Here is an 18,412-nt window from a genome sequence, read left to right as displayed (position 1 = left end):
CCCTAGTAGGTCAGGACGCGGTCGACGGCGTCGAGGACGCGGTCGAGGTCCGGGCGGTAGTGGGACTCGAGGCGGGCGGCCGGGTAGGGCGCGTCGAAGCCCCCGACGCGCAGGACCGGGGCCTCGAGCCGGTCGAAGCAGTGCTCGGCGAGCGTGGCGGCGACCTCGCCGCCCAGACCGCCGAAGGTCGGCGCCTCGTGGACGACCACCGCACGGCCGGTGCGGGCGACGGCACCCGTGAGGGCGTCGACGTCCACGGGCGAGAGCGACCGGAGGTCGATCACCTCGAGGTCGTGCCCCTCCTCCTCGGCGGCCGCGGCGGCCGCCAGGCAGGTCTCGACCATCGAGCCCCACGTCAGCAGCGTCGCGTCGGCCCCGGGTCGGACGGTGCGGGCGGCGTCGAGGGCGAGATCGGCCTCGGCGGCGACCTCGCCCTTGGACCAGTAGCGGCACTTCGGCTCGAAGAAGATGACCGGGTCCTCGGACTCGATCGCCTGCCGGAGCAACCAGTGCGCATCCTGCGGGGTGGCCGCCGCGACCACCCGGAGCCCCGCAGTGTGGGCGAAGTAGGCCTCGTTGGACTCGGAGTGGTGCTCCACCGCGCCGATACCGCCCGAGACCGGGATCCGGATGACGACGGGCAGGGTGAGCCGCCCTCGGCTGCGGGCGTGCATCTTCGCGAGCTGCGAGGTGATCTGGTTGAACGCCGGGTAGACGAAGCCGTCGAACTGGATCTCGCACACCGGCCGGTAGCCGCGCTGGGCGAGGCCGATCGCCGTGCCGACGATGCCGGCCTCGGCGATGGGGGTGTCGAGCACCCGCTCGGGCCCGAAGTCCTTCTGCAGGCCGTCGGTCACGCGGAAGACGCCCCCGAGCCCGCCGACGTCCTGGCCCATGACCAGGACCTTCGGGTCGGTCTCGAGCGCGTGGTGCAGCGCCGTGGTGATCGCGGCGGAGAGCGTCGTCGTCACCGGTCCTCCTCGAGGGTCGCGAGGTAGGCGGCGTAGGCGTCCCGCTGCCGGTCGATCGCCGGCGAGCCGCCCGGCAGGACGTGGTCGAACATCTCGGCGGGGTCGGGGTCGGGCATCGCCCGGCAGGCCCGGCGCGTCTCGGCGCCCAGCGCGTCGGCCTCGGCGTCGAGGTCGGCGTGGAACGCCGCGTCCGCCCACTCCTCGCGGTCGAGCAGCGCGCGCAGGCGGTCGACCGGGTCGCGCGCCCGCCAGTGGTCGAGCTCGGCCTCGGTGCGGTAGCGGGTGGGGTCGTCGGACGTCGAGTGCCCGGCCATCCGGTAGGTGGTGGCCTCGATCAGGGCCGGTCCGCCACCCCGCCGCACGGCCTCGGCGGCGCGGGCCGTGGCGGCCCGCACGGCGAGCACGTCGTTGCCGTCGACGAGCTCGGTGGCCAACCCGAACCCGGCGGCCCGCCGGTGCAGCGGGGCGCCGAACTGCCGGCTCGTGGGCGTCGAGATCGCCCACTGGTTGTTCTGGCAGAAGAAGACCACCGGGGCGCTCACCGTCGCCGCCCAGTTGAAGGCCTCGTTCGCCTCGCCCTCGCTCGACGAGCCGTCGCCGAAGTAGGCGAGGACGACCTCGTCGGTCCCGTCGCGCTGCACGCCCATCGCGTAGCCGACGGCGTGGAGCAACTGGGCGGCGAGCACCAGGGTGTAGAGCCCGAAGCGGTGCTCGGCCGGATCCCAGCCGCTCTGCCGGACCCCGCGCCACTGCGCGAGCAGCGCCTCGGGGCCGATGCCGCGGCAGAGGGCGGCGGCGTGGTCGCGGTAGGAGGGGAACACCGGGTCGTCGTCGCGGATCGCGCGGATCGAACCGACCTGGGCAGCCTCCTGACCGAGGCACTGCAGCCAGAGCCCGAGCTCCCCCTGGCGTTGCAGGTGATAGGCCTCGGAGTCCAGTCGCCGGGCCAGCACCATGTCGCGGTACAGGCCCCGGCACAGCTCGGGTGTCACGTCCCGGGCAGCCGGATCGTCGGCCAGCCGGCCGTTCGTACCGAGCAGGGCGTACGTGTCCCTGGTCTCCATCTGATGTCTCTCCACCGGGTCGCGGTGCGTCGACGCGGTCCGAGGAGTCGGGATCACCGACCCCCGGACTGGCCATGTGTCCACCAGCATGCGCTTGCTGTGCGCTCGTGTCCAGTCTCTGACGCCCAGAACCGGATGATCGTCCGCCTGACCCTGGCCGGTCGGGTAGTGTGGTCTTGCTCACGACTCCTCCGTCCCCTACCACTGGTCTCATGACGCAGCTCCAGGACAAGGTCGCCCTGATCACCGGCGGCGAGAGCGGGATCGGGCTCGCCTCGGCGAAGCTCTTCGTGGCCGAGGGCGCGAAGGTCGTCCTCGTCGGGATCGACCAGGCCGCGCTGGAGGCCGCCGAGAAGGAGATCGGCTCCGAGCACGCGCTCGCCGTCGTCGCCGACGTGACCGACTCCGCGGCCGTCGCCGCCGCGGTCTCCGCCGGGGTCGAGAAGTTCGGCCCGCTCGACGTGGTGTTCTCCAACGCCGGCATCTCCGGCGCCGTCGCGAAGATCCCGGACTACCCGGAGGACGTCTTCGCCCGGACCCTCGCCGTGCACATCGGCGGGGCGTTCCACGTCCTCAAGCACACGCTGCCCCGGATGAACGACGGGGGCAGCGTCATCATCACCTCGAGCGTCGTCGGGCTCGTCGGCTTCGGGGACCTGTCGGCCTACGTCGCCGCCAAGCACGGCCAGGTGGGCCTCATGCGGTCGGCCGCCAAGGAGGTCGCGGGCCGGCGCATCCGCGTCAACACGCTGCACCCCGGGCCCACCTCGACGCCGTTCCAGGACGACATCGAGATGACCGCGACCGGCAAGTCGCAGGCCGACGCCGCCCGCGACTTCGACGCCATGATCCCGCTCGGACGCCACACGACGGTGGACGAGATCGCGCAGGCCGCCCTCTACCTCGCTTCCGACGCGAGCGCGATGGTGACCAGCTCGACCTTCGCCATCGACGGCGGCATGAGCGGCTGACCGGACCCCGCCACACCTGTCGTCAGGAAGGGAGCGCGCTGGGGCCGTGGGTGGACCACGCCCCGCCCGACTCGTGAGCAGAAAGGGTCGCGATGGCGACCTTCTTCTGTTCACCTGCGCGCAGCGCACACCCCGGACACCCACAGCATCGCCGCGAGGACGCCGAACCCCAGCGTCATCGAGCCGTACGCGCCGCCGGTCATCGCCCACGCGTTGCCGGCAACGACGCTCACGGCCGCCAGGACCGAGACCACGGCGGCCCCGCGTCGCCCCGCCCGACGGACGTGCCCGGCGAGCAGGACGCAGGTGACGGCGAGGGCGGCGAACGACACCGTGCCCGCCAGCAGGTGGCCGGCCCCGTGCCAGGTCAGCGTGCCGCTGCCGGGGGCGTCGAGCACGAGGGCGCCGGCCGCGACGAGCCCGAGGCCGCTCACCGCCCACGACCGCCCGACGGCGCGGGAGACCGTGCGACCGAGACCTCGGGCGCCGGCGACGGTGAGGAGTCCGCCGACGACGAAGTTCGTGATCTGCAACCAGCCCAGTGAGCCCGTCGACAGCGCCGAGAGCGGCTCGACGGTGAAGTCGAAGTCCGACCGGAGCGCGGCCTGGGCGAGGGCGACCGTGCCCCACAGCGGGGAAGCGATCGCCCCGGCGAGCAGCAGGCGGCGGGTGGTGGTGGCCGTCGTCGTCGGCGTGGCGGAGCGGGTGGTGAGCGTGGCGGTCATGGCGTCCTCCTCGGATCGGGCTGTCGGCAGGACGTCGCACGACACGATGTGACAGGGAACGGCTACATTCCCTGTCACATCGACCGAGCCGACGTCATGACGACCGAGCCGCACCACCCCCGGGAGAATCCGATGCGCTTCCTCATGACGACCGGCGAGAACAGCCGCCGCCCCGACGACGCCCTCTTCGCCGAGATGGGCGCGTTCATCGAGGAGATGACCACGGCCGGCCATCTCGTCCTCACCGGCGGCCTCGCCCCCGGCGCCCGGCGGATGGAGACGGCCGGCGACGAGGTCACCGTCACCGACGGCCCGTTCGTCGAGGCCAAGGAGGCCGTCCTCGGCTTCGCGATCATCGACGCCCCGACCTGGGACGAGGCGATGGAGTTCGCCCGGCGCTTCCGCGCCATCGTCGGCGACGGGCAGTCGACGATCCACCAGGTCTTCACGCCCTGATGGACGCCGGGGAGGTCGCCGCCGCCGTCTGGCGCGCCGAGTCCGCGACGATCGTCGGGGGCCTGGTCCGGCTGGTCGGCGACGTCGGCCTCGCCGAGGAACTCGCCCAGGACGCGCTGGTCGCCGCCCTCGAGCAGTGGCCCACGGCCGGGGTCCCCGACGCCCCGGCGGCCTGGCTGACCACGGTCGCGCGTCGCCGGGCCGTCGACCACCTGCGTCGCACGGGGCGGCTCGCCGAGCTGCCCGACGACGGGACGTCCCCGGCCCCGGAGCCCGACGCCGCGGCTCCGGACGACGTCCTGCGCCTGGTGCTGCTGACCTGCCATCCCGCGCTCGCCCGCGACGAGCGCACCGCGATGACCCTGCGTCTGGTCGCCGGGCTCTCCACGGCCGAGATCGCCCGGGCCTTCCTGCTGCACGAACCGCAGGTCGTCGCCCGGATCGCGCACGCGAGACGACGGCTCGCGGAGCTGGGCGTCGAGCCGCCGTCGCGGGCGGGCGACCGCCTGGGATCCGTCCTCGAGGTCGTCTACCTGGTCTTCAACGAGGGCTACACCGCGACCGCCGGGGACGACCTCCTGCGCCCGGCCCTCACCGAGGAGGCCCTGCGCCTCGGGCGGCTCCTCGTCGGGCACGCCCCGGACGAGCCCGAGGTGCACGGCCTGCTGGCCCTGATGGAACTGCAGGCCTCCCGCTCGGCCGCGCGCACCGACAGGAGCGGCGCGCCGGTGCCGCTCGACGAGCAGGACCGGACGCGGTGGGACGCCGCCGGGATCCGCCGTGGCCTCACGGCCCTGCTGCACGCCCGCGAGGTGCAGGACGGCCCGCCGGGGCCGTACGTGCTGCAGGCCGCGATCGCCGTCGGGCACGCCCGGCCGGACGGCACGGACTGGGACCAGGTCGCCGCGTTGTACGACCTGCTCGTGGCCACCCTGCCCACGCCCGTCGTCCGGCTGAACCGCGCCGTGGCCCACGGGCGGGCGCACGGGCCCCGGACGGGCCTGGACCAGGTCGACGCGCTCGTGGACGAGGGGCTCCTGCCGGACTACCACCTGCTGCCCGCGGTCCGGGCCGACCTCCTCGGCCGGCTCGGCCGCGACGCCGAGGCGCGCATCGAGTGGCGGCGGGCGGCCGCGTCCACGGCGAACGCCGCCGAGCGGGCGGTGCTGCTGCGCCGCGCGGACGCGTTGGCGGCCGCCGCAGCCACCGGCCCGACCCTCGGACCCGCCGTGCAGCGCTTCCTCGCGCGCGAGGACCTGTCCCCCGCCTCGCGCCGGTCCTACGGCCAGACCCTGCACCGTCTCGTCGACGCCCTCGGCGACGCCCTGCCGCTCACGGGCCTCGACCCCGATCGCGTCGGCGTCGTCGTCACGACCACGTGGGACGCGGTGTCCCCCGCCACCTGGAACCGACACCGGGCCGCGATCCGGTCGTTCGGGGCGTGGCTGGGTCGGCCCGGACTCGGGGCCACCATCCCGGGCCGCACCCCGGCGGCCCGCCCGCCGGTCCCCGTCCCGACGGTTCCCGACGGCGCCCTGCGCGAGCGGGCGCTGTGGGCCCTCCTGGCCGACTCCGGTGCCACCGTCACCGCGGTGCTGGGGCTCGACGTCGACGACCTCGACCTCGCCGGGCGCCGGGCCGGCCCGGTCCGCTTCTCCCCCGCGACCGCGGGACTGCTGCGGGCCCTCGTGGGGACGCGGACACGCGGGCCGATCTTCCTCTCCGACCGGCGGCCCGGACCGACGCGAACGCCCGGTGCGCGGGACCTCTGTCCGCTCACCGGGCGTCGCCGACTCTCCTACGAGCGCGCCGAGTACCTGTTCAAGCAGGCCTCCGGCGGCTCGACCCTGCGCTCACTGCGCGCTCAGGCGACCATCTCCTCGAGCTCCTTGCCCTTCGTCTCGGCCACCGCCTTGTAGACGAAGACGAAGCTGAGCAGCGCGAACAGGGTGTAGAGCCCGTAGGCCAGCGTCAGTCCGACGTCGGCCAGCGACTGGAACGTCACGGTGATGAGGAAGTTCGCGAGCCACTGCGCGGCGGCCGCGACGGCGAGGGCGGCGGCGCGCAGGTAGTTCGGGAACATCTCGCCGAGCAGCACCCAGACCACCGGGCCCCACGTGATGGCGAAGGACACGACGAACAGGTTCGCCGCGACCAGCGCGATGGGGCCCCAGGCCCCCGGCAGGGCGACGGTGGACTCACCGCTCTCGCTCACCGACGGCACGGCCTGCGAGAACGAGATCGCCATGACGAGCAGCGTGACCGTCATCCCGAGGGAGCCCGCGAGCAGCATCGGACGACGGCCGACCCGGTCCACGATGAGGATCGCGACGATCGTCGAGAGCACGTTGATCAGACCGTTGATCACCGAGGCCAGGAACGACTGCGACTCGGAGAAGCCGACGGCCTGCCACAGCGTCGTCGAGTAGTAGAAGATCACGTTGATGCCGACGAACTGCTGGAAGACCGACAGCAGGATGCCGACCCAGACGATCGGCTTGAGCCCGAACCGCTGACCGGTGAGGTCGCGCAGCGACGGCTTCACGTCCCGGCGCAGCGAGTCCGCGATCTCGGTGACCTTGCGCTGCACGGAGTCCATCGACCGCGACTCCTCGACGGAGTGCAGCACCTGTCCGGCCTCCTCCAGCCTCCCCTTCGCCACCAGGTAGCGCGGGGACTCCGGGATGCGCAGGGCGAGCACGGCGTAGATGGCCGACGGGATGATCCCGACGATGAACATCCAGCGCCACGCCTCGAGGCCGAGCCAGAACTCGTTGGCCGCGCCGCCGGCGACCCCGGCGAGCAGCGCGTCGGAGAGCAGGGCGACGAAGATGCCGAGCACGATCGCCATCTGCTGCAGCGAGCCGAGCCGGCCGCGGATGTGCGCGGGCGCGATCTCGGCGATGTAGGCCGGCGCGATCACCGACGCGATGCCGATGCCGACACCGGCGAGGATGCGCCAGATGATCAGGTCCCAGACGGCGAACGCCAGGCCGGAGCCGATCGAGCTGATCGCGAACAGCGCCGCCGCGATGAGCATGACGCGCACACGGCCGTACCGGTCGGCGACCGGCCCGGCGAACCACGCGCCGACCGCCGAACCGAGCAGTGCACAGGCGACGGTGAAGCCTGCGAGCAGCGGGGAGTTCGTGAGGCCGAACTGGTTGTTCAGCGCGTCGACGGCGCCGTTGATGACGCTCGAGTCGAAGCCGAACAGGAAGCCGCCGACGGCGGCGACGATCGAGACCAGGATGGCCTTCGTCGTCGTCTTCGGCGCGGTGCCGGAGACCGACGAGCCCCCCGGACCCGCCGGCGAATCAGTGGTCATGACGTGCCTCTCGTGACTGCCGTGTCGGGATGTGTCCGTGCCAGGTCGGCCGCGCCGACCATGCCCGCCTCCCAGCCGAGCTCGGCCAGGCGGACCTCCGCCACCGGCCGGTGCCCGCGGCCGGTGAGGTTGCCGCGGAAGGTCGCCTCGACCCGGGTCCGCAGCACCTCCCCCGCCTCGGACACTCCGCCGCCGATGACGAACAACGACGGGTCGAGGACGGCCGCGAGCTGGGCGCAGCCCAGCCCGATCCAGCGTCCGATCTCGTCGAAGCAGTGCAGGGCACCGACGTCGCCGCGCTGGGCGAGCTCGGTGACCATCTCGCCGGTGATGGCGTCGGGATCGCCACCCGCACGGTCGAGCAGGCCCGCGGCGAAGGCCGGGGAGTGCCGGGCGATCTCGCGTGCCTCGGTGACCAGGGCGCGCCCGGAGCCGTACTGCTCCCAGCAGCCCTGCAACCCGCAGCCGCAGCGGCGGCCGTACGGGACCATCGTGATGTGGCCGATCTCGGCCGCCACCCCGAACCCGCCGCGCAGCAGGCGACCGCTCGACACGATGCCGCCGCCGACGCCGGTGCCGATCGTGATGGCCACCAGGTCGTCGTGGTCGCGGCCTGCCCCGAAGCGGGACTCCGACCAGGCGACGACGTTCGCGTCGTTCTCGACGACGACGGGCAGGCCGAGCCGGTCCGACAGCTTCGAGCGCAGGTCCTCGTCGCGCCACGCGAGGTTGGGCGCGAACATCACGGTGGACCGGGCGGCGTCGACGAAGCCCGCCGCGCCGATGCCCACGGCGTGGATCTCGTGGGCGGCGGTGAGCTCCCGGACCGCGTCGGCGATCCCGGACAGCACGCCCTCGGTCGACTGCGCGGGGGTCTCGCGCCGCGTGTGCGCGAGCAGCTTGCCCGCGCCGTCGACCACGCCGGCCGCGATCTTGGTGCCGCCGACGTCGACCCCGACGGTCAACCCGTCGTCGGGAACGTCCTCGGGTCCTGCTGCGGTCATCGCCCCACCTACCTGGTCGACAGCTCGTGGGACGTCAGTGCCTCGACGTCGATGGTCCCCATGTCCGTGACCACGATGTCGGCCCCCTCGGCCGCGAGCGCGTCGGAGTCATCCGCCCGGGCGACCCCGATCGCGGAGAACTCGCCGGCCTTCGCCGCCTGGATGCCGTTCGTGGCGTCCTCGCAGACGAAGGCGTCGTGCGGGTCGACGCCGAGCTCCTTCGCCGCCGTCAGGAAGATCTCCGGGTGCGGCTTGCCCTGCGCGAAGTCGCGCCCGGACACGTCCACGTCGAAGGCCTCGTGCAGGTTGCCCGAACCGCCGTAGTTCGCGAGGTCGATCCGCTCGAGGAAGAGCTTGGCGTTCTTCGACGAGGAGGCCGCGGCGATCGGGATGCCGGCGTTCTTGACCGCGATGACGAAGCGCACGGCGTCGTCGTAGGCCGAGAACTTCCCGTCCTTGATCAGCCGGATGATCATCTCCTGCTTGTGGTCGCCGTACTCGGTGACGCGACGGTCGATGTCGGGCACGCCGAAGTACTCCAGGGCGGCCGTGGCGCCCGCCTTGCGCGGCTTCCCGGACATGCGCTGGTGGTAGAGCTCGCTGGTGAACCCCTCCGGGGTCCAGGAGGTCTGGTCGCGGATGTCCGACCAGGGGCCCTCCATGAGCTCCTGCAGCGACTCCCGCCAGGCCTGTTCGTGGGGCGAGTCGACGAGGACGCCGTCGACGTCGAAGATGCCGCCCTGATAACCAGTCACTACGTGTCTCCTCAGACGTGCTCGAGCTCGGTGGGACCGGGGATGTGCGACGGGTCGTCGACGAGCCGGACGGCCGCGCGGTCGCCGGCCTTCATCTCGCGGACCTCGCCACCGAGGTCGACCTTGACCGGGTGCGAGAAGCCCTCGGTGGCGACCTCGACGACGAGCTCGCCGTCGGTCACCGACACGTGCAGCGACGTGCCCTGGAAGACCATCGAGTAGCGCAGCCCGTCGAGCCGGGTGGTCACCCGCGGGGCGAAGTGCAGCACCCCGTCGCGGACGTCGCACCCGACGTAGGCGCGCTGCAGCAGGTCGAGGGTCCCCGACATGACCCCCATGTGGATGCCCTCCTTCGTCGTGCCGCCCTGCACGTCGCCGACGTCGGACTCCAGCGCGACGAGGAACCGCTCCCAGGACGACGTCGGGTCGATGCCGGCCAGCACGGCCGCGTGCGCGACCAGCGAGAGCGTCGAGCCGTGCGAGGTGCGGTGGTCGTAGTAGTCGATGGCACGGCGCGCGAAGTCCGGGTCGTCGGCGATCTCGCCGTACCCGAGGCGGTCGAGCACCTCGCGCAGCTCGACGTCGGAGAACAGGAAGAACAGCATCACCGCGTCGGCCTGCTTGGCCACCTTGTAGCGGTCCGGGTCGTCGCCCTCGGCCTTGAGGATGCGGTCCATGCGCTGGATGTTCGTGTGCTTGGCGCGGTAGCCCTCCCAGTCCAGTTCCTCGAGGGCCTCGTAGCCCTCGAACTGGCTGACCACGCGGTGCCCGTCCCCCACGTCGTGGGTGGGCACGTACATCAGCCGCGTCATCTCCTCCCAGCGCGCGATCTCGGCGTCGGTGATGCCGAGGCGGCTGCGCAGGGCGCGGCGGCGGCTGGCGGTGAGCAGGTCGAGCACCCGCGGGGCGGTCGAGCAGATCCACGCGACCATGACGTTGGTGTAGGCGTTGTTGCGCAGGCCGCCGGTCTCGGCGCCCGGGTAGCCCTCGTGGAACTCGTCGGGGCCCATCACGCCGTGGATCTCGTAGCGCCCGGTCTGCGGGTTCTTGTGGGCGATCGACGCCCAGAACCGGGCGATCTCGAGCATCAACTCGGCGCCGTAGTCGCGCAGGAACTCCAGGTCGTCGGTGGCCTGGTAGTACTGCCAGACGTTGTAGAAGATCGCCGCGTTGACGTGGCGCTGGTTGTGCGAGTGGTCGGGGTCCCACTGGCCCGAGAGCGGGTTGAGGTGGACGACCTGCGTCTCCTCGGTCCCGTCGGAGCCCGACTGCCACGGGAACATCGCGCCCGAGTAGCCGGCCTCGGCGGCCGCCGCACGCGCCTCGGCGAGGCGCCGGTAGCGGTACATCAGCAGCCCGCGGGTGATCTCCGGGAGGCGGAAGTTGAGGAACGGGTAGACGTAGAGCTCGTCCCAGAACACGTGGCCGCGGTAGGCCTCGCCGTTGAGCCCGCGCGCCGGCACCCCGGCGTCGTGGCGGGCGGTGTGGCGGGAGCAGACCTGCAGGATGTGCGCGGTGTGGAAGCGCAGCAGCAGCTGCACGCGGGGTTCCGACGGCAGGTCGATCGCGCAGACGTCCCAGAGCTCGGTCCAGGCGGACTCGTGCTCGGCGAACGCCTCGGTGAAGTCGGGGTAGCGCTCGACGTGCCGGCCCGCCGCGGTGAGCGTCTCGGTGATGGCGTTGTCGTGGCTGGTGAAGAACGCGACCAGCTTCTCGACCTTGATCGACTCGCCCTCGTGGGCCTCGAGGTCGAGCACCTGCTGGATGTAGTCGTTCATCTGGTGCAACGTGCGCTTCGGCTCGACGGCCTGCCACGAGCGCCCGCGGCTGCGCGCGACCCGGGTGCGCGCCGCCTCGGAGATGTAGAGGTTCGACTGCCGGGTGCGGACCTTGAGGGCGATGATCTCCGGGCCGAAGGTCCGGGGCGTGACCGGGTCGAGGTGGCGGCCCTCGAGGTCGCGGTACCGGGCGACCATGTCGTTGTCGACGCGGCCGTCGATGGCGGTGACGATCCCGATCTGCCCGGACCAGTTCTCCGGCGTCAGCACCCACTCCAGCGCGGCCTGGTGGCTGTGGGCCATCGACACGAAGCGGCGGCTGCGCAGGCTCGTCTCGCGGCCCTTGCGGTCGCGGAAGCGCAGCGTGCGGGTGACCAGGGCGGTGCGGATGTCGTAGGAGTGCTCGTAGTCGAGCACCTCGACGTTGTCGAGGGTGATGGCCTCCTCGCCCTCGATGCGCAGCATCAGGGTGAGCCAGTTGGGGAGGTTGACCAGGTCCTCGTTGAGCACCGGCCGGCCGCCGAGGATCGTCGTCTCGCGGTTGTAGGCGCCGTGGGCGTAGGTGCCCGCGTAGTGGTTCGGCGGGTCGGTCTCCTCCCACTCGGCGGCACCGCGCGTGCAGAAGTAGCCGTTGCCGGTGGAGGACAGCGCCTCCCGCAGGCCCTCCTCCTCGGGGTCGATGCCGCGCCAGGTGAGGGTCCAGCCCTCGGGGTCGTGCCCGGACTCGGTCGGCTCGTCGGTGGTCACCGTCGGTCTCCTCCTGCTGCTTCTCGAGCGGGTGGCGTGGGCGGCGCGCTCACCGGGCGAGCGCGTCGAGGAAGGCCCCGACCGACCGGACGTCGGGGAGGACCGCCGACGCGGCGGTCTCGCGGGCCTCGGCGTCGGCCGGGTCGATCACGAGGACGCCGAGCCCGCCGTCGGCGATGCTCGGGGCACGGAAGGCGTCCTCGTCGGTGACGTCGTCGCCGACGTAGATCGGGAGGACGTCGGGGCCGCGCAGGTCCAGGACGTCGAGCAGGTGCTCGACCGCGCGGCCCTTGTTCCAGTCGATCTTCGGCTGGATTTCGTGGACGAACTTGCCCGGGGTCACCCGGAGCTGATCGGGGTGCGCGGCCAGCACGTCGTCGACGAGGCGCTGCACGCGGTCGTGCTCGGCGGGGTCCACCCCGCGGTAGTGGAGGGCGACCGAGGCGTGCTTGGGCTCCACGAGCGTGCCCTCGATCCCGCCCGCGCGGTCGGTGACCTCGCGCGTGACCTCCTCGACGAGCTCCTCGAACCCCGTCGAGGCGTCGTGGGTGATGCGGCCGGTCCGCGGGTGGTGGATGTCGAACCCGTGGCTGCCGGCGACGACGAGGTCGTCGAGACCCATGAGTTCCATGACGACGGCCCGGTCGCGTCCGGAGACGACGCAGACGCTGGCGCGCTGCGCGAGATCGGAGACGATGCGGCGCATCTCGTCGGTCATGACCGCGTCCGAGGGCCGGTCGACGATGGGCGTGAGCACGCCGTCGTAGTCCAGGAAGACCGCGGGCACCCGTCGCTCACCGCGTTCGGCGAGGACCTCCGCCGGCCCGGGCAGCTTCGACGCACGCGCGCTCATCCGGTTGCGACCTCCACGTCGGCGTGCGTCAGGTCCCCGTCCGGGCGGTCACCCGCCGACTTGTGACGCGCTTCACAGGCTAGTTCCGGGCCTTCACGCGGTCAACCGATGAACGCGCGGCGCCGATCTTGGCACGCGTGTCCAGCGGTGTCCTGCTGGTCAGCCGTGCGTGGCGAGGACGTGGTCGAGAGCGAGCGCGACGGCTCCGAGGACGTGCGCGTGACGCCCCAGCCGGGCCGTGGTGACCTCCACCCCGTCGGCCGCCCCGGGGAGGGCCCACCGCTCCAGCGCGGCGCGCAACGGGTCGAGCAGCAGCTCCCCCGCCTGGGCCAGCTCGCCTCCGACGACGATCCGGGCGGGGGTCAGGACGCTGCACAGGCCCCCCAGTGCGCGCCCGACCTGGGCGCCCGTGTCGGCCAGCACCCGGCGCGACGGGGCGTGGCCGCCGCGCGCGCGGGCGACCACCTCGTCGACGGAGAGCGGGGCCCCGAGCAGCGGCTCCAGCAGGCCGACGACGGTCGCGGTCGAGGCCCACGTCTCGAGGCAGCCGCGGTTGCCGCACCGGCACACCGCGCCCCCGGGCGGACCGCCGGAGTCGTCGACGACCACGTGGCCGAGCTCGCCCGCCGTCCCCGCCCGGCCCCGGTACGGGCGCCCGCCCAGCACGAGGCCCGCGCCGACCCCGTCCGAGAGCTTCAGATAGATCCCGTCGTCGACGCCGCTCAGCGCGCCCCACGCCTGCTCGGCGAGGGTGCCGAGCAGCGCGTCGTTGTCCACGACGACGGGCGCACCGAACCGTTCGGCGGCCGCCGCCGCGGGCCGGATGCCGACCCAGCCGGGCAGGATGCCGGGCTCCCCCACGGCTCCCGTCCGCGCGTCGACGGGCGCGGGCAGGCCGATCCCGACGGCGAGCAGCTCGGCGCGGGGCACGTCCGCGGCGGAGAGGGCGTCCTCGAGCAGCGCCGCGGCGGCGTCGAGGCCGACGCCGGCGTCGTGGGCCTCGGCGAGCTCGCAGGCCCGCTCGGCGAGGAGCCGGTCCGCCGCGCCACCCTCGAGCCGCCCGGTGTCGGCCGCCCGCGCGATGCCGACGCGCACGTGGCGGTGCCCGAAGTCGATGCCCGCCACCACCCCCGGCGGAGGCGTCCGACGGACCGCCCGGACCCGGCGTCCGTCCCGCACCGTGGTCGAGGCGGTGAGCCGACCCTCCCGGCAGAGGTCGCGGACGATGTTGGACACCGTGGCCGGAGCGAGACCCGTCGCGGCGGCGATGCCGGACTGCGTCGGCTCCCCCGCGGCGAGGACGGCATCGAGCACCCGACGCCGGTTCGCCTCCCGCAGACCCGCCGGGGAGCCGGGCCGCACCGCGTTCATCCGATGAACGTAGCCGTAGGTTGTGTCCTGTGTCACCCCCACTCGTACGGTCTCGACACCGGCCCGGCGGCAGGGCATCCGGACCAGCGCTAGCGTCCGTCCGGTGGCCGATCCCGAGGCAGAGCTCCGCGCGCTGCGCGAGGCCGTGATCGAGGCCCTCGTCGACAGTCGCACCGCGTCCCAGGTGCACGACGACGACGGGCGGCTGGAGTGGGTCTCCGAGCAGCTGCTGCAGCTCGCCGGGGCGGACGCGTCGACCGAGGTCGGCCTCGGCATGCACCTCGACGAGGGCCTCGACCTCCCGATCTGGTCGGGCATGCTCTCGGAGTCCACGCGGGACGCCCTGCGCGCCGACCTGTCGCGGCGGCTGCACCCCGGGAACGACCTGCCGCCGTTGTGGGTCTCGCCCGTCGAGCTGAACCTCGCGGGCCGCTCCCGCCCGGTGGGGATGCTCGGGCTGAGCCTGCGCGCCCCCGACGGCCGCCCTGCCGGTACCGCCCTCGTCTTCGCGCCGCTGCTGCCCGCTCGCGTGCTCGCGCTGGTCAGCGAGGGCGACGAGGCGATGTTCACGCGGATGGCCGACCTCACCGAGCCCGGTCGTCGGCCGACCGCGGTGCTGTTCGCCGACATCGACTCCTCCGGGCCGCTCGCGCGGCGCCTGCCCACGCCGGTCTACTTCGACCTCGTCCGGCGCTTCACCACGGTGTTCGACGACCTCGTCGCGCGCCACGGCGGCATCGTCGGCAAGCACGCCGGGGACGGCGCGTCCGCGTTCTTCCTCGCGGCGGGTGGATCCGAATCCTCCGCCGCCCGCGCGGCGCTGGCGGTCGGGCTGGCGCTCGCCGAGGAGGTCTGCACGATCGTCGAGGCCCTCGCCGAGGACGGCGCGGGGCTGACCACGGACGACTGCCGGGTCAACGTGGGCGTCCACTGGGGCGCCGACCTCTACATCGGGCAGATCGTCACCGGCGGCCGTCTGGAGGTCACCGCGCTCGGCGACGAGGTGAACGAGTGTGCGCGGGTGGAGCACGTGGCCTCGGGCGGACAGACGCTCGTGTCGAAGACCCTGGTGGAACGGCTGGAGCCCGACGACGCCGGGGCACTCGGGATCGACCCGCTGCGCCTGACCTACCGACCGCTCGCCGACCTGGCCGGCGACGACCACAAGGCCCTGCGCGACGCGGGCACCCTCGCCGTCGTCGACCTCACCGGGGTCACGTCGGGCGACGGAGGCTGACGCGCCGCCGCGAGGGGCACGTCAGGCATCCCGGCGAGCCCCGGGACCTGCCTGACGGACATCTCGCGACCGCGTGCGTCAGGCGACGAGCCGGAGTAACCGCTCCTCGGCGTCGTCCGTCGGCGGCTCCTCGACGACCGGGTCGGGGACCTCGACCGCGGCGCGCACCCCGACCACGCCCGCGATCGCCACGACGAGGCCGAGCCCCGGGACGAGCTGCTCGGCGCCGGCGAGCAGCACGGGGACCAGCGGACGGACGGTGCGCCAGGTCAGGTCCGGACGACGGGTCAGGACCGTGGGCGCGGGGACGGTGATCGTGATGGTGATGCTCATGGCGGCCTCGTTCCGGGACGCGGGCGGGCACGCCCGCGCCACGCGCCGGGGTCAGACCGGGCGGGAGGCGGGCGAGGAGGGGTGGGCCGAGCGGAGCCGGGGTCCGGCACCGGGACTGTGACCGGGACTCATCGCGCACCTCCTCGCCTCGGGTGGGACACCGACGATCACTGAACACCCGCGCCTCCGAGCGGGTCAACCCCCGTGCCGGTCGGACCCCTGCGGCACCCGACCCGACCGCCGGCTCACCAGCCGTGGTCGGCGAGCCACCGCTCGCCGACACTGCGCCGGACCTGGTTGCCCAGCGAGCCGATCCCGCCGACGTCGTAGGCGTGGTTGGCGAACGGCACGCTCACCAGCGTGGCGTCCACGCCCGCCGCACGCGCCGCCGCCACGAACGCCTCGGGCCCGGCCGGCGGAACGAGCTCGTCGTCGGCGGGCACCAGGGCGAGCGTCGGGGGCGCGCCCGGGGTGATCGCCGGGATCCCGGCGATCGCCGTGTAGCGGTCGGGCACCTGCGACGGCGTGCCACCGGTGTAGGTCTCGAGCAGCACCCGGCCGGGCGAGTCGGGTTCGCCGGGGAAGTGGCCGTCGCGCCAGGCGCCGACGGGGTCGACCGCGGGGTACTGCACGAGCACGCCCTGCGGCACCGGCACCCGACCGCCGCACGCGGAGGGCTGGGTCCGCGAGGCCGCGTGGTAGCCGACCGACACCGCCAGCTGTCCCCCGGCGGAGTCGCCGGCCAGCACGATCCGCGTGGGGTCGCCGCCGAGTCCCGGGGCGAGGGCGGGCAGCTGGGACAGCACGCACGCCACCTGGGCGGCCGCGACGTCCCACGTGGGTCGCTGCGGGGTCGCCAGGGTGTACCCGACGCTGATCACCAACCGGCCGCGCTGGGCGAACCACCGCAGGTCCGACGAGTTGTCCAGCTCGGAGCCGGCCGCCCAGCCGCCGCCGTGGACGTAGACGAGGATCGGTGCGGGCCCCACCGCACCGCCGGGCCGGTAGACCGCCGCACGCAGGGGCGCGCCGTCGGGCCCGACGCCGTACTGCGGGTAGCCGTCGGGCAACGAGACGTCGCCGTGCGGATCCACGGCGCGCACCAGGTCGACGGCCCCGCCCGCGGCACCCGCCGCCGCGACGACGAGTCCCACGATCACGCCGAGCACGACCGTGCCGACCAGCCCCAGCCCCACCACCACGGTGCCCGCGCGCCGCAGCCGGAGGCGGAGCACCAACGCGAGGAGGGTGGCGACGACGCCGATCACGACGAGCGGGGGCCCGTAGGTCTGCACCGTGCTCGTGGCGTTCCCCGACAGCGGTCCCAGCCCCGGGACGAGGGCCCCGAGGACGACCAGCAGGAGGAGCACGGCGACGGCGCCGAGCAGCACCAGCGCGAGCCCGGCGAGCACGGCGCCCGCCCGGTGGCGGGGGCCGGGCGGTGCGCTGGTGGCCGTCACGGTCGGGAACCCTACGGGCGCACCCGGCCGGTCCGTCGGCGTTCAGTACCCCCGACCGCGCGGACGGGTGATGGGCAGCTCGACGAGGTACCGGTCGGCGCGCACCAGCGCGTCCACCCGCTCGACGACGTCGCCGGTCTCGTCCCGCGAGGTGCGCACGAAGCGCCAGGCCGGGCTCCCCGAGGGCACCTCGAGCAGGGCGGCGTCGTCGTCGAGGGCGAGCACGGGCTCGACGGTCTGGGTGCCCTCGGCCACGCGGCGGCCGTAGCGGAGCTCCAGCAGCTCGTACCACGACGCCCCGCCGTCGAGGTCGGACCCGCGCAGCCCCGGGGCGACGGCCGCCGGCACGTGCAGCACCTCCCGCGCCATGGGCTCGTCGTCGGCGAGGCGCAGGCGGGCGATCCGGACGACGGGATCGCCCGGCTCGACGGCGAGACCTGCCGCCAGCTCCTCGTCGGCGGGGATCTCGTCGCTGCGCAGGACGCGGGTGTCCGGGCGCAGACCGCGTCGCGCCATGTCGTCGTGGAAGGACACCACGTCCAGGGGGTGGGCGGGAGCGGTCCGCCGGGCGTAGGTCCCGGCTCCGTGCCGGCGCTCGACCACCCGACGGCTGGTCAGGTCGGCGAGCGCGAGCCGCACCGTCGAGCGCGACACCGCGCACTTCTCGGCGAGTTCACGCTCCCCGGGGAGCAGTGCGCCCGGACCGAGGGTGCGGCACAGGCGCTCCACCTCGGCCCGGACGTGCGCGACGCGCGATTCCATCCTGTCGTCCTACCACGCGTGTCCGGTACCTCGGGTACCCGTAACCGATTGCGCTGTTGAATTGTCCACGATCCCTGGGGGTCATCGCGTCCCGGCGGCCCGCCGGCGGGCGCGGTGCGCCGCCACGTTCGCCCGGTTCCCGCACAGGCCGGGCATGCAGTACCGGCGCCGACCGGGACGGCTGGTGTCGATGAAGACGCCCTCGCAGGTGTCCGAGGAGCACGGCCGGAAGCGCTCGGCGCCGAGGTGCAGCTGCACCGCGAGGAGGCCGACCCCCGCGACGACCCCGAGCAGATCGGCCACCGGGACGTCGTCCGGGACGGTGCCCACCCAGCCGCCACCGGCCAGGGTGACACCACCGAGCGCCGCCGTGAGCGCCCCGGCCTCGGCGACCCGACGTTCCGTGTCGGCCTCCTCGACCAGCGGGCGCAGGCGGGTCCGCAGGGCGTGCACCGGGGCGAGGTCGGCGTCGCCCACGGGGCGGGACGCGGCGAGCCCGTGCTCGTCGAGGAACGCGCGCAGAGCCGTGACGTCGGGCATCCGATCCACTCCCCGCCAGACGAGCGGCGAGCTGTTCACGAGGTCCGTCACGACGCC

General features: G+C 73.8%; 18 protein-coding genes. 5 read left to right on the top strand and 13 right to left on the bottom strand.

The window, feature by feature from the left end:
* Positions 1-2: 2 nt before the first annotated feature.
* Positions 3-971 (bottom strand): alpha-ketoacid dehydrogenase subunit beta, encoded by a 969-nt coding sequence (locus tag QSK00_RS14185; RefSeq protein ID WP_285591704.1) that lies wholly within the window; start codon positions 969-971, stop codon positions 3-5.
* Positions 968-2,035: a thiamine pyrophosphate-dependent enzyme gene (locus QSK00_RS14180; protein WP_285591703.1), complete on the bottom strand. Its 1,068-nt coding sequence runs from the start codon at positions 2,033-2,035 to the stop codon at positions 968-970. Before QSK00_RS14180 ends, QSK00_RS14185 begins: the two co-directional genes overlap by 4 nt.
* 212 nt (positions 2,036-2,247) lie before the next feature.
* Here QSK00_RS14180 and QSK00_RS14175 point away from each other — a divergent pair, with 212 nt between their 5' ends.
* Positions 2,248-3,006, top strand: a complete 759-nt coding sequence (locus QSK00_RS14175; RefSeq protein WP_285591702.1) for an SDR family NAD(P)-dependent oxidoreductase — start codon at positions 2,248-2,250, stop codon at positions 3,004-3,006.
* A 110-nt stretch (positions 3,007-3,116) separates the two neighbouring features.
* On the opposite strand, the gene QSK00_RS14170 is transcribed toward QSK00_RS14175, so the two are convergent.
* Positions 3,117-3,731, bottom strand: coding sequence for a DUF998 domain-containing protein (locus QSK00_RS14170; protein ID WP_285591700.1), 615 nt, complete (start codon positions 3,729-3,731; stop codon positions 3,117-3,119).
* Between the two features lie 96 nt (positions 3,732-3,827).
* Here QSK00_RS14170 and QSK00_RS14165 point away from each other — a divergent pair, with 96 nt between their 5' ends.
* Both QSK00_RS14165 and QSK00_RS14160 read left to right on the top strand, forming a co-directional pair.
* On the top strand, positions 3,828-4,187 hold the full coding sequence (locus tag QSK00_RS14165; protein ID WP_285591699.1) for a YciI family protein: 360 nt from the start codon (positions 3,828-3,830) through the stop codon (positions 4,185-4,187).
* On the top strand, positions 4,187-6,106 hold the full coding sequence (locus QSK00_RS14160; RefSeq protein ID WP_285591698.1) for an RNA polymerase sigma factor: 1,920 nt from the start codon (positions 4,187-4,189) through the stop codon (positions 6,104-6,106). The genes QSK00_RS14165 and QSK00_RS14160 overlap by 1 nt, the downstream gene beginning before the upstream one ends.
* Here the strand turns inward: QSK00_RS14160 and QSK00_RS14155 are convergent.
* The 6 genes from QSK00_RS14155 to QSK00_RS14130 form a co-directional block, all read right to left on the bottom strand.
* Entirely contained in the window at positions 6,052-7,515 is a 1,464-nt protein-coding gene (locus QSK00_RS14155) for a sugar porter family MFS transporter (RefSeq protein ID WP_285591697.1), read from the bottom strand. The two genes, QSK00_RS14160 and QSK00_RS14155, sit on opposite strands and share 55 nt — an antisense overlap.
* Positions 7,512-8,519, bottom strand: a complete 1,008-nt coding sequence (locus QSK00_RS14150) for an ROK family glucokinase (protein ID WP_285591695.1) — start codon at positions 8,517-8,519, stop codon at positions 7,512-7,514. The genes QSK00_RS14155 and QSK00_RS14150 overlap by 4 nt, the downstream gene beginning before the upstream one ends.
* An 8-nt stretch (positions 8,520-8,527) precedes the next feature.
* A complete protein-coding gene (locus QSK00_RS14145) occupies positions 8,528-9,274 on the bottom strand; it encodes an HAD family hydrolase (RefSeq protein ID WP_285591693.1) in 747 nt (248 codons plus the stop codon).
* A gap of 11 nt (positions 9,275-9,285) precedes the next feature.
* Positions 9,286-11,799 carry a glycoside hydrolase family 65 protein gene (locus QSK00_RS14140; RefSeq protein WP_285591692.1) on the bottom strand — a complete coding sequence of 838 codons (2,514 nt, stop codon included), beginning with the start codon at positions 11,797-11,799 and terminating at the stop codon, positions 9,286-9,288.
* 49 nt (positions 11,800-11,848) lie between these two features.
* The gene (gene otsB, locus QSK00_RS14135; RefSeq protein ID WP_285591691.1) at positions 11,849-12,652 is read right to left on the bottom strand and encodes a trehalose-phosphatase; all 804 of its coding nucleotides are present in this window, start codon (positions 12,650-12,652) and stop codon (positions 11,849-11,851) included.
* 159 nt (positions 12,653-12,811) lie between these two features.
* The gene (locus QSK00_RS14130) at positions 12,812-14,023 is read right to left on the bottom strand and encodes an ROK family transcriptional regulator (RefSeq protein ID WP_285591690.1); all 1,212 of its coding nucleotides are present in this window, start codon (positions 14,021-14,023) and stop codon (positions 12,812-12,814) included.
* A gap of 103 nt (positions 14,024-14,126) precedes the next feature.
* Between QSK00_RS14130 and QSK00_RS14125 the strand changes: the two genes are divergently transcribed.
* On the top strand, positions 14,127-15,260 hold the full coding sequence (locus QSK00_RS14125; RefSeq protein ID WP_285591689.1) for an adenylate/guanylate cyclase domain-containing protein: 1,134 nt from the start codon (positions 14,127-14,129) through the stop codon (positions 15,258-15,260).
* 78 nt (positions 15,261-15,338) lie between these two features.
* On the opposite strand, the gene QSK00_RS14120 is transcribed toward QSK00_RS14125, so the two are convergent.
* Positions 15,339-15,593: a hypothetical protein gene (locus tag QSK00_RS14120; protein ID WP_285591687.1), complete on the bottom strand. Its 255-nt coding sequence runs from the start codon at positions 15,591-15,593 to the stop codon at positions 15,339-15,341.
* On the opposite strand from QSK00_RS14120, the gene QSK00_RS14115 reads away from it, so the two are divergent.
* The gene (locus QSK00_RS14115) at positions 15,592-15,714 is read left to right on the top strand and encodes a hypothetical protein (RefSeq protein ID WP_285591686.1); all 123 of its coding nucleotides are present in this window, start codon (positions 15,592-15,594) and stop codon (positions 15,712-15,714) included. The genes QSK00_RS14120 and QSK00_RS14115 overlap by 2 nt on opposite strands.
* A gap of 124 nt (positions 15,715-15,838) precedes the next feature.
* On the opposite strand, the gene QSK00_RS14110 is transcribed toward QSK00_RS14115, so the two are convergent.
* The 3 genes from QSK00_RS14110 to QSK00_RS14100 all read right to left on the bottom strand — a co-directional run bounded on the left by QSK00_RS14110 (position 15,839) and on the right by QSK00_RS14100 (position 18,394).
* Complete coding sequence (locus QSK00_RS14110) at positions 15,839-17,053, bottom strand: alpha/beta hydrolase (RefSeq protein WP_285591684.1); 1,215 nt, start codon at positions 17,051-17,053, stop codon at positions 15,839-15,841.
* Between the two features lie 42 nt (positions 17,054-17,095).
* Positions 17,096-17,815 (bottom strand): GntR family transcriptional regulator, encoded by a 720-nt coding sequence (locus tag QSK00_RS14105; protein WP_285591683.1) that lies wholly within the window; start codon positions 17,813-17,815, stop codon positions 17,096-17,098.
* 81 nt (positions 17,816-17,896) lie between these two features.
* Positions 17,897-18,394, bottom strand: a complete 498-nt coding sequence (locus tag QSK00_RS14100; RefSeq protein ID WP_285591887.1) for a CGNR zinc finger domain-containing protein — start codon at positions 18,392-18,394, stop codon at positions 17,897-17,899.
* Positions 18,395-18,412 lie beyond the last annotated feature (18 nt).

It is taken from the genome of Actinomycetospora sp. NBRC 106378, assembly GCF_030269685.1.
GTDB lineage: Bacteria > Actinomycetota > Actinomycetes > Mycobacteriales > Pseudonocardiaceae > Actinomycetospora.
Note: the sequence above shows the minus strand (reverse complement) of the source record. Positions and strands in the feature narration are given on the sequence as shown.